General features: G+C 73.4%; 12 protein-coding genes and 1 tRNA gene. 4 read left to right on the forward strand and 9 right to left on the reverse strand.

Going from position 1 to position 15586, the window contains the following annotated elements:
• The first annotated feature begins 80 nt into the window (after positions 1–80).
• Positions 81–1283 carry an LLM class flavin-dependent oxidoreductase gene (locus ACFVWY_RS19150; RefSeq protein ID WP_389873598.1) on the forward strand — a complete coding sequence of 401 codons (1203 nt, stop codon included), beginning with the start codon at positions 81–83 and terminating at the stop codon, positions 1281–1283.
• Positions 1284–1317: 34 nt separating this feature from the next.
• Here ACFVWY_RS19150 and ACFVWY_RS19155 read toward each other — a convergent pair whose 3' ends face one another.
• On the reverse strand, positions 1318–3078 hold the full coding sequence (locus tag ACFVWY_RS19155; protein ID WP_389873820.1) for a putative bifunctional diguanylate cyclase/phosphodiesterase: 1761 nt from the start codon (positions 3076–3078) through the stop codon (positions 1318–1320).
• A 602-nt stretch (positions 3079–3680) separates the two neighbouring features.
• Here ACFVWY_RS19155 and ACFVWY_RS19160 point away from each other — a divergent pair.
• A complete protein-coding gene (locus ACFVWY_RS19160) occupies positions 3681–4874 on the forward strand; it encodes a M6 family metalloprotease domain-containing protein (RefSeq protein WP_389873823.1) in 1194 nt (397 codons plus the stop codon).
• A gap of 64 nt (positions 4875–4938) precedes the next feature.
• On the opposite strand, the gene ACFVWY_RS19165 is transcribed toward ACFVWY_RS19160, so the two are convergent.
• The 3 genes from ACFVWY_RS19165 to ACFVWY_RS19175 all read right to left on the reverse strand — a co-directional run bounded on the left by ACFVWY_RS19165 (position 4939) and on the right by ACFVWY_RS19175 (position 6228).
• Positions 4939–5012 (reverse strand) — tRNA-Lys (locus ACFVWY_RS19165).
• On the reverse strand, positions 5003–5713 hold the full coding sequence (locus ACFVWY_RS19170; protein WP_389873600.1) for a hypothetical protein: 711 nt from the start codon (positions 5711–5713) through the stop codon (positions 5003–5005). The genes ACFVWY_RS19165 and ACFVWY_RS19170 overlap by 10 nt, the downstream gene beginning before the upstream one ends.
• Positions 5714–5886: 173 nt before the next feature.
• Positions 5887–6228, reverse strand: a complete 342-nt coding sequence (locus tag ACFVWY_RS19175; protein ID WP_389873602.1) for a hypothetical protein — start codon at positions 6226–6228, stop codon at positions 5887–5889.
• 298 nt (positions 6229–6526) lie between these two features.
• On the opposite strand from ACFVWY_RS19175, the gene ACFVWY_RS19180 reads away from it, so the two are divergent.
• Positions 6527–8128: a hypothetical protein gene (locus tag ACFVWY_RS19180; protein ID WP_389873605.1), complete on the forward strand. Its 1602-nt coding sequence runs from the start codon at positions 6527–6529 to the stop codon at positions 8126–8128.
• 129 nt (positions 8129–8257) lie between these two features.
• Here the strand turns inward: ACFVWY_RS19180 and ACFVWY_RS19185 are convergent, their stop codons facing one another.
• The 4 genes from ACFVWY_RS19185 to ACFVWY_RS19200 are packed head-to-tail and all read right to left on the reverse strand — an operon-like array spanning position 8258 to position 13248.
• The gene (locus ACFVWY_RS19185) at positions 8258–9616 is read right to left on the reverse strand and encodes an AAA domain-containing protein (protein WP_389873608.1); all 1359 of its coding nucleotides are present in this window, start codon (positions 9614–9616) and stop codon (positions 8258–8260) included.
• The gene (locus ACFVWY_RS19190; RefSeq protein ID WP_389873610.1) at positions 9613–11226 is read right to left on the reverse strand and encodes a hypothetical protein; all 1614 of its coding nucleotides are present in this window, start codon (positions 11224–11226) and stop codon (positions 9613–9615) included. Before ACFVWY_RS19190 ends, ACFVWY_RS19185 begins: the two co-directional genes overlap by 4 nt.
• Complete coding sequence (locus ACFVWY_RS19195) at positions 11217–12404, reverse strand: hypothetical protein (protein WP_389873826.1); 1188 nt, start codon at positions 12402–12404, stop codon at positions 11217–11219. Before ACFVWY_RS19195 ends, ACFVWY_RS19190 begins: the two co-directional genes overlap by 10 nt.
• On the reverse strand, positions 12289–13248 hold the full coding sequence (locus ACFVWY_RS19200; RefSeq protein WP_389873829.1) for a phosphatase PAP2 family protein: 960 nt from the start codon (positions 13246–13248) through the stop codon (positions 12289–12291). Before ACFVWY_RS19200 ends, ACFVWY_RS19195 begins: the two co-directional genes overlap by 116 nt.
• 260 nt (positions 13249–13508) lie before the next feature.
• On the opposite strand from ACFVWY_RS19200, the gene ACFVWY_RS19205 reads away from it, so the two are divergent.
• Positions 13509–14105, forward strand: a complete 597-nt coding sequence (locus ACFVWY_RS19205; RefSeq protein WP_389873613.1) for a histidine phosphatase family protein — start codon at positions 13509–13511, stop codon at positions 14103–14105.
• Between the two features lie 9 nt (positions 14106–14114).
• On the opposite strand, the gene ACFVWY_RS19210 is transcribed toward ACFVWY_RS19205, so the two are convergent.
• Positions 14115–15452 (reverse strand): tetratricopeptide repeat protein, encoded by a 1338-nt coding sequence (locus ACFVWY_RS19210; protein ID WP_389873616.1) that lies wholly within the window; start codon positions 15450–15452, stop codon positions 14115–14117.
• Between the last annotated feature and the right edge of the window lie 134 nt (positions 15453–15586).

Below are 15586 nucleotides of genomic sequence, written 5' to 3' on the forward strand. Positions count from 1 at the left end.
GGACGCCGGGCATGCGCACCGGCCCCCGGACGCCGGACGTACGGGCCGGAATCGGACGCATCACCGAAAGAGGCCAGGAAGTGGACGAGATTCGAGGCGACGAGCACCGCGGCGACGGGCACCGAGGCGGAGGAAACCACGCCGAGGACAGCCGCGGTGGCGAGATCCGGGGCGACCGGACCCGGGACGACGGGCACGACGACGCGGGCATCCACGGCAGGGCGGAGGGAACGGCCCCCGTCCCGCTCTCCGTACTGGACCTGATGACCGTCGGGAAGGGCCGCACCTCCACCCAGGCGCTCCGCACCGGGGTGGACCTGGCCCGGCTCGCCGAGCGCCGCGGATTCCACCGCTACTGGGTCGCCGAGCACCACTCCATGCCCGGTGTCGCCTCCTCCTCCCCGGCCGTCATCCTGGCCCACCTCGCCGCGCACACCGAGCGGATCAGGCTCGGTTCCGGGGGTGTGATGCTGCCCAACCACGCCCCGCTCGTGATCGCCGAGCAGTTCGGCACCCTGGAGGCCATGGCCCCCGGCCGCGTGGACCTCGGCCTCGGCCGCGCCCCCGGCACCGACGGCGCCACGGCCGCCGCCCTGCGCCGCAGCGACCGGCTCAACGAAGGCGCCGACGACTTTCCGCAGCAGCTCGCCGAGCTGACCCGGTTCCTGGACGACGACTTCCCCGACGGCCACCCGTACGCCCGTATCCACGCGGTCCCCGGTCCGGTCCAGGCCACGGCCGACGGCGGTGTCCAGTCGCCGGGCCGCCCGCCCGTCTGGCTGCTCGGCTCCTCAGGGTTCAGCGCCCGGCTGGCCGGGGTGCTCGGCCTGCCCTTCGCCTTCGCCCACCACTTCTCGGCCCAGAACACGATTCCGGCGCTCGACCTGTACCGGGACTCCTTCCGGCCCTCCGCGGTGCTCGACGCCCCGTACGCGCTGATCGGCGTCGCCGCGCTGGCCGCCGACGACGAGCGCGAGGCCCGCCGCCAGGTGCTCTCCGGCGCCCTGTCCATGGTCCGGCTGCGCACCGGCCGCCCCGGACTGGTCCCCACACCCGAGGAGGCGGAGGCGTACGACTACAGCCCGATGGAGCGGGAGTTCGTCGACAGCTGGCTCACCAACATCGTGCACGGCACCGCCGACCAGGTCCGCACCGGCCTGGACGACCTGGCCAAGCGGACCGGCGCCGACGAGCTGATGATCACCGCCAATGCCCACGGCGGCGAGGCCCGGATGCGCAGCTACGAGCTGATCGCGGACGCGTACGGGCTGCCCACGCTCTGACGGCACCCGCCCGGCAGGCCCCGGAACGCGTCGCTCAGCCCCGTAACGGACCTGTGCCGATCAGCTCGGCGATCCGTTCCGGGGCCACCGCGCGCGAGTACAGCCAGCCCTGCCCGGTGTCGCAGCCGATCCGTCGCAGCCGCTCGGCCTGCCCGGCCGTCTCCACGCACTCCGCGGTGACGGTCAGGCCCAGCCGGTGGGCCAGCTGCACCATCGCCTCGACGATCGTCTCGTCGGCCGGGCTCGGGTGCGCGCCGTCGTCGTAGCGGAAGCCGCGGACGAAGGAGCCGTCCAGCTTCAGTACCGAGACCGGCAGCCGGCTCAGATAGGCGAGGTTGGAGTAGCCGGTGCCGAAGTCGTCGATGGCGATCCGCACCCCCATGTCGCTGAGTGACTGGAGCGCCTGGATCGGGCGGCCCGCCGAGCCCATCACCGCGGACTCGGTGAGTTCCAGCTGGAGCAGCGAGGGATCGAGCCCGGTCTCGGCGAGGATCTCCGCCACATCGGTGACCAGGTCGGAGTCCCAGACCTGGCGCACGGCCACGTTGACGCTGATGAACAGCGGCGGATTGGCGGGATGCTCCAGCTGCCAGCGCCGGGCCTGGCGGCAGGCGGACTGGAGCACCCACCGGCCGAGCTGGACGATCGAGCCGTCCTCCTCGGCGATCGCGACGAACCGATTCGGCGAGAGCATCCCGAACTGCGGGTGGTTCCAGCGGACCAGTGCCTCCACCCCGCGCACCACCCCGTCGGCCATGCCGACCAGCGGCTGGTACTCGATGGTGAACTCGCCGCGCTCCACGGCCGGGCGCAGCGTGGAGGAGAGCGTCTGGCGGGTCATCCGGTGGGCGTTGCGCTCCGGGTCGAAGACCGTCCAGCGGGACTTTCCGTCCGCCTTCGCCCAGTACAGCGTGGTGTCGGCGGCCTGCATCAGGCCGGTGGCCGACGTACCGGCCACCGGCCGCTCCACCACCCCGATCGAGGCGGACACCGAGATCCGCTGCCCGGCCAGGTCGAAGGGCTGCTGAAGGGCGGCCAGCACCGCGCAGGCCAGGTCGGTGAGCTGCCGCGTACCGGCGGAGTCCTCGACCAGGATCGCGAACTCGTCGCCGCCGAGGCGCGCCACGAGCCGGGCCCCGCCGCGGTGCGGGCCGACCTGGGCGGCGCACTTGGCGAGCCGGGCGGCGACGGCGGCCAGCAGCCGGTCGCCGGTCCGGTGGCCCATCGTGTCGTTGACGGCCTTGAAGCCGTCCAGGTCCAGGTAGCACAGCCCGACCCGGAGCCCCCCGAGGCCGTCGCCCTCACCGGCCGCGGAGCCGTCTTCCGGATCCTCGCCCGCCGGAGTCCGGCTCGCCGGGACCTCCAGGGCGGCCGAGAGCCGTTCGAAGAACAGCGTCCGGTTGGGCAGCCGGGTCACCGGGTCGTGCATCTGGAGGTGGCGCAGCCGCTTCTGGAGCTCGCGCCGGTCGCTGACGTCCGACACGGACAGCAGCACCCGCCCCGCCTCCTCGTCCGGGGAGCAGCCCTCCCGCCCCTCGCACGCGGACATCGGTACGACGGTGACCTCGGCCCACAGCGCGCGCCCGTCGGGGTGCCTGAGCCGGTGCGTACGCCGGAAGCGCGCCCGCCGTCCGTGCAGCACCTCGCGGTACGCGTGCCAGGTGCGGCCGTCCGCCGCGAGATCCAGGAGGTCGGCGGCGGACTGGCTGGTCAGCGCCGTCGCGGGCAGGCCCAGAAGGTTGCCGAGGGCCTCGTTGGCGGTGACGACCAGGCCCTCGTGGTCGACGACGGCCATCGGGAGCGTGGCGGCCAGGAAGGCGGCCCGGTAGCCGTGCTGCTCGGAGCCCCCGGCCCCGGCGGGTGGCCACGGAACGTGACAGCCGGGGGCCGCCGGTCCCACGGAACACCGGGGTGTGCCCGCCGCGGACGCGGCCCCTTCGGAGGTTCCGCTCACCGTTCGCTCCCGCCGTGCAGTTCTGTCCTGAACAGGTGTGGCCGGACTGGCCCGCCGCGTGGGGCGCCTGGGTGTGAGGCGGAAACCACGTGGGAAAGCCTGGTGAAGCATAGAGGCTGGTGTGTCGGCCGTTCCAGCGTCCGACCTTTGCACGCCCCGCGTACGCCCCGCACGCGCCCTTCACGCAAGGTTCCGTTTTGCCCGTAACCGATCACTTGCGAGCGTTCACCTTCTCCCACGATGCGCCATTGATCGAATGTGACGTTCTGTGAGGGTCAGGGGCGTACTCGGTCCCTGACTCGACTGGTGCAGCCCAGCGGGCCGAAACGCCGGCCCCGGCCCAGGGTGGGTGAGGTGACCGCGTTTCGTACCCGGAGGTACCGGAGGTAGCTGTGCCGTGTCCGCGCGGATCGGGGGGAGTGGAGCGGTCCCGCCTGCGCGCGATGGGTGCCGCCGCGACCTCCCTCCTGGCGTTCGCCGCCACCTCCCTCGTCGCCGGGCCCGCCGTGGCCGCCACCGCCGGAGGGGGCCCTTGTGCCCTGCCCCGTACCGAGGCGCACCACTCGCTCGGCGTCGACGGCTGGAACAGTGCCTACCCTCGGCCCGACCACCCGCTCGACGCGGTCATGGTCTTCCTTTCCTTCCCGGATCACCGCCCCGCCATGGCCCCCGCCCGGCTCGCCGCCGACCACTTCCCCGCCACCACCGAGTTCTTCCGGCGCGCCTCGTACGGGAAGTTCACGCTGCGCGCGCACCCGGTGGACCAGTGGATCAGGATGCCCAAGGCGTCCGACCAGTACGCGATACACCGGGACTGGGAGGACGGACGGCGCAGCAGCTACCTGCGGGACGCCGTGGCCGCCGCCGATCCGCAGGTCGACTTCTCCCGGTACGACATCGTCTATCTGGTCGCCGACCCCGACGCCCCCGGCGTCGATTCCGACGCCACCAAGGTCGTCAACTTCGACCGGCCGCTGCGTGCCGACGGCACCGACATCCGCCGCGTCGTCACCGTCTTCGAACAGCACCCGCCGGACCACAACGTGCTGGCCCACGAGACCGGGCACATCTTCGACCTGCCGGACCTCTACCACCGGCCGTCGGACGGCAAGGGGGACTGGGACACCTACGTCGGCGACTGGGACGTGATGGGCAGCCAGTTCGGACTCGCGCCGGACCTCTTCGGCTGGCACAAGTGGAAGCTCGGCTGGCTGGACCGCCGGCAGGTGGTCTGCGTCCAGAGCGGCCGGGACCTCACCCTGCTTCCGATGGCCGCCGCGCCCGGCCCCGGCGCCTCCCTCGGCACCCGGCTCGCGGTGATCAGGACCGGCGAGAACACCGCCGTCGCCATCGAGGCCCGCGGCTCCACCGGCAACGACGCCACCACCTGCACCGAGGGAGTCCTGCTCTACCGGGTGCGCAACGAGACCCCGTCCGGCGGCGGCCCGGTCCAGGTCATCGACACCCACCCCCGCACCGACGCCTGCTGGGACCGCTCGGTCTACGCCCCGCTCGCGGACGCCCCGCTGCGCGTCGGCGAGACGTACACCCTCCCCGAGGGGCACACCCGGATCGAGGTCGCCGACCGGACCGCGTCCGGCGCCTGGACGATCCACATCACCACCGGAAAACCATGAGGTGGCGACGGACGCGTGCACAACGAAGAAGCCCCCCGCTTTTGCGAGGGGCTTCTTCCGTCTGTGCGCCGCCAGGGACTCGAACCCCGGACCCGCTGATTAAGAGTCAGCTGCTCTAACCAACTGAGCTAGCGGCGCCTGCTGACGTCGTAGACATTAGCATCCGGATCGGCGGGAGGAAAAATCGAATCCCTGGCCGCCGGTGAGGGTGCCGACCTGGCCACCCGCACGCAGGCCCAGAGCAGTACGTCGGGGCCCGGCAGCCACGGGGTGCGGGTGTCCGGCGCGACCAGCCAGCGGGGCCCAGGCGCGGCGGAGGTGCAGGTCAGGGGCGGTACGGTCACCGCGTCCCCGGTGCCGTGGCAGAGCAGCGGAGGGACTCGCTCGTCCCCTTTCCGGCTGTGCTCCCGCGGCCCCGGACCGCCGCAGCCGCCCCACTCCTCCCAGTCGAGCAGTGAGGGCAGCCGCTGAGCGGTGCCGGGCGAGGCGAACAGCAGCATCCGCCCCCGGTGCGTGGCCACCGGACCCGAACCGGGGCCGTCGGTCCACAGGTGCTCCAGCATCCGGCGCCCGAAGAGCGTGGGCACGTTCACCACGTCGAAGGCCGATCCGCACGGCAGCACCCCGGGCGAGGCGGGGCGGGCCTCCCACTGCGCCAGCGTGCTGCGCGGATACGCGGCGGCGCTGGCGAGCCAGGCGGCACCGGCCGCGGTGACCTGCGCCGTCTGGTTCGCCGTCTGGTCCCGGGGGCCGGTGAAGAAGCCAGTGCGGTGATGCGGGCGGTGGTGGGAGGTGTCGCCGGGGAACAGGGTCGTGTGGTCCGGTAGCCATGCGGTCATGCCGACATATCTACCGGGAGTGATCGGTCGCGTTCCGAGAGTTGCCGGAAACCGGGACAGGCTGGGGAGGGGAGGAGTATCTTGCGCTCGGGCATATGCCAGAGGTGTTACCCGGAGTCAGGCCCGGCCGGTACGCGCCGGACCGGCGTACGGGCCCCGGGCTGCCGCGACCGTCAGGGAGCGGTGCCGTTCAGCAGGCTCCGGCCGAACTCGACCATCTTCTTGGCATAGTCCTCGGTCCACTGCGCGCGCTTCGCGATGTCCGCGGTCGTGAGCCGGTCGAACCGGCGCGGATCGGCGAGCTGAGCGGCGGCGACCGCCTGGAACTCGACCGCACGGTCGGTCGCGGCGCGGAACGCCAGGCTCAGCTCGGTGGCGCGGGACAGCAGTTCCCGGGGATCGTCCATCGACTCCAGGTCGAAGAAGTGCTCGGGATCGGCGACCGCCTCCGACGGCTCGAAGAGCAGGGGTGCGGGGCGCAGCCGCTGCTGCCCGTTCCGCTCGGCTTGTGCCATGTGGTGGTGCCTCCTTGGATCATCGGATCGTCCTGACGGCCACCCTCTATTGTCCAACGCCCTGCAAGCCCCCTGCCGCGAGGCGTGCGCGGGCCGGGGCACGTGGTGCCGGGGCCCGCAGCCGTCTCCTGATGCCCCCGGGGCCGACGCCCCGGGGCCGACGCCCCGGGCCGCCGCCCAGCGGCGCCCCGTCAGCCGATTCCTTCGAAATTCCTTCGAACGGACTGGTGACCGCGCTGTTACAGTCCGCTTGCCCGGAGTGCGGAGGCACAAGGAAGTCCGAAGGAGAGGACCGCAGTTGCGCATACGACTGAGACGGATGATCACGGCGATCGGGGCGGGGCTCGCGCTGACCCTGACGTCGCTCACAGGCGCCGCGACGGCGCAGGAGACGGGTGCCATCACCGTCACCGCGATGGACTTCACCCCGCCCGTGGTGGACGCGACGCCCGGCGGCAGCACGGTCACGCTCCGCTGGACCATGACGGACACCACGGCTGGGGCCGAGGGCATGAACGCGCGGGTCCACCTGCGCCGCCAGGGCGCGACGGCCGGTACGTACGTGGGTGTGCCGCTGGTCGGCTCCTACGATGTGGGCTCCTACGGGCAGGACATCACCCTGGTGCCCGGTTCGACACCTCAGCAGGCCACGTACGAGTGGACCCTGGCCGTCCCGCAGTACGCGGCACAGACCCAGGCCACCTGGGCTGTCACCCGTCTGGAGGCCTGGGACGGCCAGGGCACCTCGCTGCACTGGGACGCCGCCGGGCCCGGCTCCCTCCCCGCCACGTTCGAAGCGCGGACGCTCGCCGACACCCAGGGGCCGACGTACGAGAACCTCGCGACGAGCTACGGACGACAGCCGTATCTCTACGTCGGCGAGAACGAGGCGAGCATGACCTACGAGCTGGACGTGCGGGATCCCGCGGCCGGTGTCTCCGGCGGCACCCTGACCCTGGCCGGCCCCGGAGGGCAGCACCTGACCGGCTCGTTCGCCATCGAATGGTCCCAGGACGAGGGCTACCAGGGCTGCGGATACATCGACTCGGGCCAGACGTACGCCGGATCCTGCCGGGTGTCCGTGACCTTCCCCGCGCACACGGCATCAGGAACGTGGACGGTCTCGCAGGTCGAGCTCACCGACAACGCGGGCAGCACCAGCACCTACGGCGGCCTCTCGGCCGCACCCGTCCACGTCACCTCCAACGACGTGCTCTCGGCGGACGGCTTCACGGCGACGCCGAACCCGGCCGACATCTGGCACGGAGAACGGACGGTCAAGGTCGGCTTCCGGCCCCACGGGGGCACCGGAGGGATCACGTCGGCGATCGTGGACACCGACAGTGTCACCGGCTGCCGGCAGAAGTCCACCACGGCGACGACCGCGGCGGACGGAACCGTCTGGGTGGAGTACGAGGTGCCGTCGGCCGTCTTCACCTGCCGCGTCACCGGCCTGATCATCACGGACGGCGCCGGGAACGTCGCCCTGTACGGCTCGGAGCACCACGCGCCGGAGACGGGCCTGACGATCACTTCGGCACCCAACACGGTGCTGCCCGAGATCGACGGGGCCACGCTCTCGCACACCACCATCCCGGCCACCGACCACTCCACGGACCTCCGCCTCACCGTCAACGTCTCGGGCACCACGTCGGGCGTGAACGGCTACAGCGTCTACCTGATCGACTCCTCGGAGCGGTGGTTCCCCGCCGTCACCGGCGGCACCCCGGTGACCTTCGGCGGCCCGTTGGCCATCTCCTTCCCCCTCCCGTCCAGCGTGGCCCCCGGTACGTACACCATCGCCCTGCGGCTGTCCGACCGGGCGCGTGACTCCTCGTCCTTCGGCTTTCCGGACGGAACCCCGATGCCGGGCGGACCGATGACCCTGACGGTCACCTGACCCGGTCCCCGGCGACCGCCGTCGGCGACGCGCCGGGCCGGACGCCCGGATGCGCCGACCGGCCCGCGCCGCAGCGGTCATCGGCCGGGCCGGGCCCGCGGGCCCGGCCCGGCCGTGGTCATCCGGCGCTCACGGCCGCCAGGACACCCGGTGCTCCGCGAGGTGGGCCAGGACCGCGTGATTGGCTTCCCAGCCGTCGGGGAACTTCACCGTGACGCCCAGCTGCACCGGCTCCGTCGACGGATGCTCGTCCAGCAGCTCCGTGACCCCCGCGCGGCACACCACGACACAGGCGTGCCGGTGGCGCGAGGCCAGTACACAGAGGCGGCCCGTCTCCAGGTGGAAGGCCGTGGCGTCGGGGCGGCCGGACAGCGGGTGCAGAACCACCGTCACGTCGAACTCGCGGCCCTGCAGCCGGTTGGCCGTGTCCACCGCGACACCGCTCACGCCCAGTTCCGCCAGGGCCGCCCGTACCGCCGCCGCCTGGTCGCGGTGGGCGGTGCCGACCGCGATCCGGTCCGCCGTCACCGGAGCGGGGTCCGGGGAGCGCTCGCTCGTCGCCACGCCGCCCCGGTCCAGCAGCCGGCGGACCACCAGGGCCACCGCCCGCACCGCCTCCGGGTCGGTACGCGGGGTGTGCCGGGCCGGCAGCTCAAGCAGGCCCCAGCCCGACTCCGCCGCCTCGTCCAGCACCCGGTCCGCAGCCGAGCCGTCCGACGCCGTACCGAACGACAGCCGCCGGTCGCCGTGGTCCGTCCCGCTGCGGAACGGGGTGTACGGGTAGAACGCGTCCGACACCAGCGGCGCCGCCGAGGCGGGCAGCCGCCACGACACCGGCAGCCGGTGCTGCGGCAGCCGCGGATTGTGCGCGAGCAGCGTGGAGACCGCGCTCGCCGACGGGTCGTACGACAGCCCCGCCCACTGGTCCGCGCCCACGATCGAGAACGGGTCCAGCTGCCCTGGATCGCCGACGAACAGCGCCCGCTCGAAGAGCCCCGCGACGGCCAGCAACGCGTCCGACCGCATCTGGTACGCCTCGTCGACGATCGCATGGCCCCACGGCTCGACGTTCTTCACATGAGCCCACTTGGCGGCCGTGGAGATGACGATGCCGAGCCCGGCGAGATCGGCCGCCTTCGCCGACTTCCGTACGTTGTCCAGCCCGTCCAGCACCTTGTCGTACGGGTCGGAATCGCTGCTGTGCAACCGGCCCACCGGCAGCTGCGACTCCTTCTCCGCCAGTCGCACCACCAGATCGTCGACCTGGGCGTTGGTCTGCGCGATCACCATCAGCGGACGCCCGGCCGCCGCCAGTTCCAGCGCGGCGCGCACCACCAGCGTCGACTTGCCCGCCCCCGGCGGGGAGTCCACCACGATGCCGCGCTCCGTACCGCCCAGGGTGTCGGCGAGGATCGCCTCCGTCGCCCGCGCGGCCCGGGTGCCCGGATCGAGGCCGAAGCCGAGAACGTCCGTCGCAGCAGATGTCACAGCAGATCCTCCGCGGTCACCGGGTCGGGATGCTCGGCGTGCCCGGACGCTCCCGGCGGCCCGCCGTGCGTCCAGGGTGTGTCCTGCGGGTCGGGCAGCTTGGGGCCGCCGCGCTGGTCGTGCTCGAAGAGCGTCCACGCGATCCGGTCGCCCGGCTCGGGCACCGAACCCGGCGCCGGCTCCCTGCCCCGGCCCATCCGGTCCAGTACCCGCAGCACCAGCCCCGGCGCGCCCCCGCCGCCGGAGCCGGGCCCGGCGTACGCCACGAACTCGGCGGTCTGCGGCTTGCCGTCCAGCGAGCGGTACACCTTGGTGCGCTCGCCCAGATGCGGCTGCTCGTCCGTACGGACGGTGAGCAGCGGGCGCGGCGCGGGGCGCTTGGACTCGCTGTACGCCATCACCACCTCCGTCACCTCCGCCACGAACGCCTCACCGGCCAGCCGCCGTCCGGCCAGCACCAGCGGGTCGTCCAGGGCCTCCTGCGCCTCCAGCTGGGCCTGGGCCGTCTCCCGCCCGGCCAGCTTCTGCGCCGCCGTCACCGCGTCGTCCCGGCGGGGCTGGGGCGGCTCGCCCGAGCGCACCCGGTCCCGGTGCCCGGTGAACGACCAGCGGTCCCGCGTCCAGCGCTCCTCGGCCCTGGCCCCCTCGGGCACCTCCCGCAGCACGTCCAGCGCCCGCCACACCGCGTCCCAGACCGGCCGGGTCACCCCTGCCAGCAGTGCTCTGATGTCCCGCTCGGCGGCGGTCAGCTCACCCAGCCGGGCATCGGCGGCCAGACCGTCCTCGGCCGCCGCGAGCGAGGTCCGCGCCCGGTCGTACCGCTCGATGGCGGGAGCCAGCAGCCGGTTGTCGAACGCCGGGTCGGTGGCCGGACCGGCGGGCGGGCACAGCAACTGTCCCTCGCCGTCCCGCCCCAGCTCCGCCCGGTACGCCGCCGCCGCGCCCGACTCGCCCGCGGGGGTGTCGATCCAGGCCAGCAGCGCCCCCAGGTGCTGGTCCTCCAGACTGCTCTGCCCGGTCGCCCAGTGCCGGTTCAGCAGATCGGTCGCGGCCAGCAGCAGCGAGGAGCCGGGCACCCGGGCCCGCTCCCCGTAATGCGTCAGCCAGCGGCCCAGCAGCGGAACCCGGGCGGGCGCCGGGAACGGGGCGTCCGGATCGTCCTCGGCGGTGCGCCGGAACCGCATCGAACGGCCCAGCAGCCGGACGTACTCGATGCCCGCCCGGCTCGGCACGATCAGCTGCGGCGCGTCCACGCACAGCTCGACCTCGACCTTGGCGCGCTTGCCCGTGCCCGGATCGGTCTCGTTGCGCTCGGCGGGCTCGACCACGTCCTCGTACGACTCGATGTGCGGCAGCACCGCCTCGGCCAGCTCGGCGAGGAACGCGAACCGCAGGTCCCGGTCGCGCGGCTGCGCCACCGTCAGCAGCAGGGGCGCCTCCCGGTCCGTCCCGACGAGCGCGCCCAGCGGAGCGCCCGCCTCGCCCGCAGTGGTCAGCGGGACCAGGACCAGCGGCCGGTCCGTGAGATGGCGGTGGCGGACCGTGGCCAGCGGCTGCGCCCGGCCGCTCTCCACCGCCTCCAGCCGGGCCAGCGTGCCGATCAGCGACATGCCGCACCGCCCTCCAGGGCCTCGGCCCGCAACGCCGCCGCGCGCCGCAGTGCCGCGACCGTCGGGTCCGCCGGATCGCCCTCCTTGCCCGCGGCGGCCGCCAGCACCTCGCCCACCGTGGTCAGCCCGCCCAGCTCCCCGCGCACGCTGCGCCCCAGGGCCTCCACCGCACCGGCCGCGCGCGCCTTCGCCCGGCAGTGGAAGGCCAGCTCACAGGCGGCCAGACACTCCGGGGCGTACGTCGCGCCGACCGACTCGACCGCCGCGTCCAGCCGCTCCCGGGGGCACTCCGGATCGAAGGTGACGCCCTCGGGCAGGGCCGCCGCGATGTCCTCGATCCGGGCCAGCCGGGTCAGCTGACGCCGGGTGACCGCGCGCTGCTTGCGCACATCGACGACCGAGGCGGTCGGCAGGTTGGAGAAGTCCTTCGGGCAGACCAGCAGGACCCGGTGGCTCACCTCGGCGCCCGCCGTCCGCTCCGCGACCCGCTCCAGCGCCAGTACGTAGACGGCGGACTGGCGGGCCGCCGCGCCGACCTTCGCCGCGTCGGCCGAACCGTCGATCATCGGGAAGGACTTGATCTCCACGACCGTCCAGGTGCCGTCCGGGTGCACCGCCACCGCGTCCGGCTCCAGGTAGGCGGGGGAGCCCGCCACCTCCAGCGCCAGCATCGGGTGGTCCAGCAGCGCCCAGCCGCCCGCCTCCGTCGCCTCCCGCAGCGCCAGCGCCGTACGCGCCGCGCGGCCCTCGGGGCCCGCCGCCGTCAGGTCCGGCACCGCGATCCCGCGCGGCGGCTCGCCGCCGGGGCCGAGCCGCTCGTGCAGCAGCCGGATCAGCTCCGTGCCCCGGTCGGCCTTGACCCTGGCCTCGAAGGCGTTGCCCCGGACGAAGGCGAACTGCGACTGGCCGAACGGCGCCGGTGCGCCGAGTGCCGTCGCCAGCGCCGCCTTGTCGACCCCGGCCCCGTCCAGCAGGGCGCGGCGGCGGCAGCCAGGGTTGGCGGCGAGGGCGGCCAGCGCGCGGGCGTCCAGCGGACGCGGCGGGACAGCTGGTCCGCGCAGCTCAGCGAGCCGCTGCCGGAGTGTCGTCGGCCGCTCCCGCGGGAGCGCCGGAACCGGCCCGGGGGGTGCCGCCTGCCGCGGCGTCGACGGCGTCTGCGGAGGTGGTCCGCTGGCCAGGGATTCGCTCACCCGCCGAAGTCTTGCACCCGTCACTGACAATCGGGGATTCCGCCTTCGGGGCGAGCCCGGGGAAACGTCCGGAGAACCGCTCCGCGATCCGGTCCGCGAGCCGCATCAGCGGCCGGGCCAGCAGCGCCCCGACCCCCATCACGGCGGCGCCCGCCACCGCGTCGAGGAAGTAGTGGTTGGCCGTGCCCATGACCACGAGCACGGTGATCACGGGGTAGGCGACACCCGCGGCCCGGACATAGGGGTTCTTGCTGTGGCGCCACAGCAGGATGCCGCACCAGATCGCCCAGCCGACGTGGAGACTCGGCATCGCCGCGTACTGGTTCGTCATCCCGCCCATGCCGCGCGGGGCGCTGGCCTCGTTGCCCCACCAGCCGTACGAGCTGTACTGCGCCATGGTGTCGACGAAGCCGTACCGGGCCTCCAGCAGCCGGGGCGGGCAGGTCGGCAGCAGGGTGAAGCCGATCAGGCCGAGCATCGTGGAGGTCATCAGCCAGGTGCGGGCCCTGCGGTATATCTCCTGGCGGCGGCGGAAGAGCCAGACCAGGACGACCGGTGTGACGAGGTAGTGCAGGGAGGCGTACGCGAAGTCGGAGGGTATGCCTATGGAGGGGTGGGCGGTGAACAGCCGGTTCAGCGGATGCTCGAAGTTGATGCGGAGCGCCTTCTCCATCCGCAGGATGCTCAGCCCGTGGTCGACGGCGGTCGACACGTCGCCGCGCGCCACCAGACGGCCCGCCGAGTAGGCTCCGTACACCAGGGCCAGCAGCGGCAGCTCGGTCCACCAACGGGGCCGCGGGCGCGGCGCGGGCGCGGTGCGGGCATCCTGCATCCGGTAGCTCTCCATCATGATTTCATGCGGCCGACGACGGGCGTTCAACCGTACGGTGCGATGCGGCAGTGATTCCCCCGGGGCCCGTATGGGCCGGGTGCGTGCGGATTCCTCCGCGGGGAGTGGGACGCCGCACCGGCCCGCGAGGTTGCCTCCCGATCATGTGCGGGATGATGGTACGACCGGATGACCGTGTAGTCCCGGTTCCGGTCGCCGGTCCCCGAAATCCGGCCCCCGATCACAGCCCAGGGAGGGCCGTCATGGCACCGCGAATCCTGCTCGCCCGGCACGGCCGGACGGAATGGTCCGTCAGGGGCAACCACACCGGCCGGACGGACATCCCGCTGCTCGACTCCGGCCGGGAGGGCGCGAAGCTCCTCGGCGAGCGGCTGCGCCACGCGCCGTGGAACGGGCTGCCGGACGTGGAGGTACGCACCAGCCCGCTGCTGCGGGCCAGTGAGACCTGCGAGATCGCCGGGTTCGGCGACCGGGCCGAACCGTGGGACGCGCTCCTGGAATGGGACTACGGCGCGTACGAGGGGATGACCCCGGCCGAGATCAAGGCGATCCGGCCGGACTGGTTCATCTGGCGCGACGGGGTGCCGGACGGGGAGACCCTGGCCGGACTGTCCGCCCGCGCCGACGAGGTCGTGGCGTGGGCCCGCTCGGCCGACCGTGACGTACTGGTCTTCGCCCACGGCCACATCCTGCGGGCCCTGGGCGCACGGTGGCTCGGCGAGGACGTGTCGTTCGCGGCACGCGTCCGGCTCGACCCGACCTCGCTCTCGGTGCTGGGCTGGGCGTACGGCGCCCCCGCGATCGAACGCTGGAACGACACCGGCCACCTGGACGGCTGAGCGCGCCGCTCAGGCCGAGGCCACCGCCTTGTACCGGTCCAGGAACTCCCGCACCTCGGCCGTGGCCCGCCGCGGCCTCAGCGCCTCCACGGCCGCCGCGAGCATCCCCCGGATACGGGTCGACTGGACGTGGTCCAGCAGGTCCAGTACCTGATGGCCGGTGGCCGCGGCCTCCTCGGCCCGGCCGGCGCGGGCCAGGTCCCAGGCCAGCTCGGTGCGGTACAGCGCCAGGTTCCGGGCGAAATGCGGGTCCTGGAGCCGGGTGGCCCGCCAGGCGTGCCGGGCCGCCCGCGACCATTCACCCAGCGCCGACCAGCACTGCGCCTCCAGCATCTCCAGCTCCGCCTCCCGGAAGAAGCTCATCCACTCCGGATCGGAGTCGGACGGCCCCCGGCCGAAGGCGGTGAGAGCCCGGCCGATGGCCCGCTCGCAGCCCATGCGGTCACCGAGCCCGGCCCGGCCGCCCGCCTCCCGCAGCGCCAGCAGCGCCTGGAGCCGGGGCGAGCCCAGTGGCTGGGCCGCCCGCTGCCCGGCCTCCGCCGCGCGCACCGCCTCACGGGGCCGCCCGGTGTCCCGGGCCAGGAACGACGTATTGCAGAACGCGTGCGCCTCCAGCGCCGGATCACCGGAGACCCGCGCCGTGGCCAGCGCCTCCGCGTAGTGCGAGCGGGCGTCCTCCAGCCGGCCCGAGTCGTGGGCCAGCCAGCCCACCGAGATGGCCAGCTCGCCCGCACCGGCGTGCAGCCGGTCGGCGGTGGAACGCCGGGCGGCGGGCCCGGAGTCCAGCAGCTCGTACGCGGCCCGCAGCGGGCCGGAGGCCTTGCGGTACAGGCCGTCGCCGCCGTGCCGGTCGTCGAGCAGCCGGATCTGCCGCACCGCCTTTTCGACGGCACTCACCTCTTTCTCGCCGACCCGGCGTGGGTGGGGGAGCGTGGCGGCGGCGGACGTGCCGCCGACGCTCAGGCCCAGGGTCGCGGCCAAAGTGGTGCCGCTCGTCATGAATACGCGACGCAGCACGTCGCTCTCCTCGTCGGGGTTGCTGTGGGGGGTAGGGGGTGGGGGGAAGGCGGTGAGCCGTGCCGCCCGTCCGCGCACGGATTCGCGCGGTGAGAAGCCCAGGTCCGCCAGGGTCGTGCCGGGGAACATGTGCAGGAAGACCCGTTCGTACGCGTAGTTGGGACAGCGGATCTCGCCGGATTCCACGCGTCCGATGTACCGGGCGTCGCACGCGACCTGCTCGCCGATCTCACGGGCCGATCTGCGCACGGCGGCAGCGAACTCCCCGGCGGAGCGCTGTCCGCGCAGCCGCCGGAAGGCGAGGTTGGGCACTGCCCCTGTCGACACCATGGGCGGGACCTCTCTTCTGCAGCACCTCTGCAGCCGGGTTCCCTGTGTCCGGTGTCCCGGCGGATGACCCGACGGAGCTAAAACGTACCGGCTGTTGTGGTTCACCACACACGACTTTTATTGACAAAGAGGGC

The sequence above is a fragment of the Streptomyces sp. NPDC058195 genome (assembly GCF_042883525.1).
Taxonomy (GTDB): domain Bacteria; phylum Actinomycetota; class Actinomycetes; order Streptomycetales; family Streptomycetaceae; genus Streptomyces.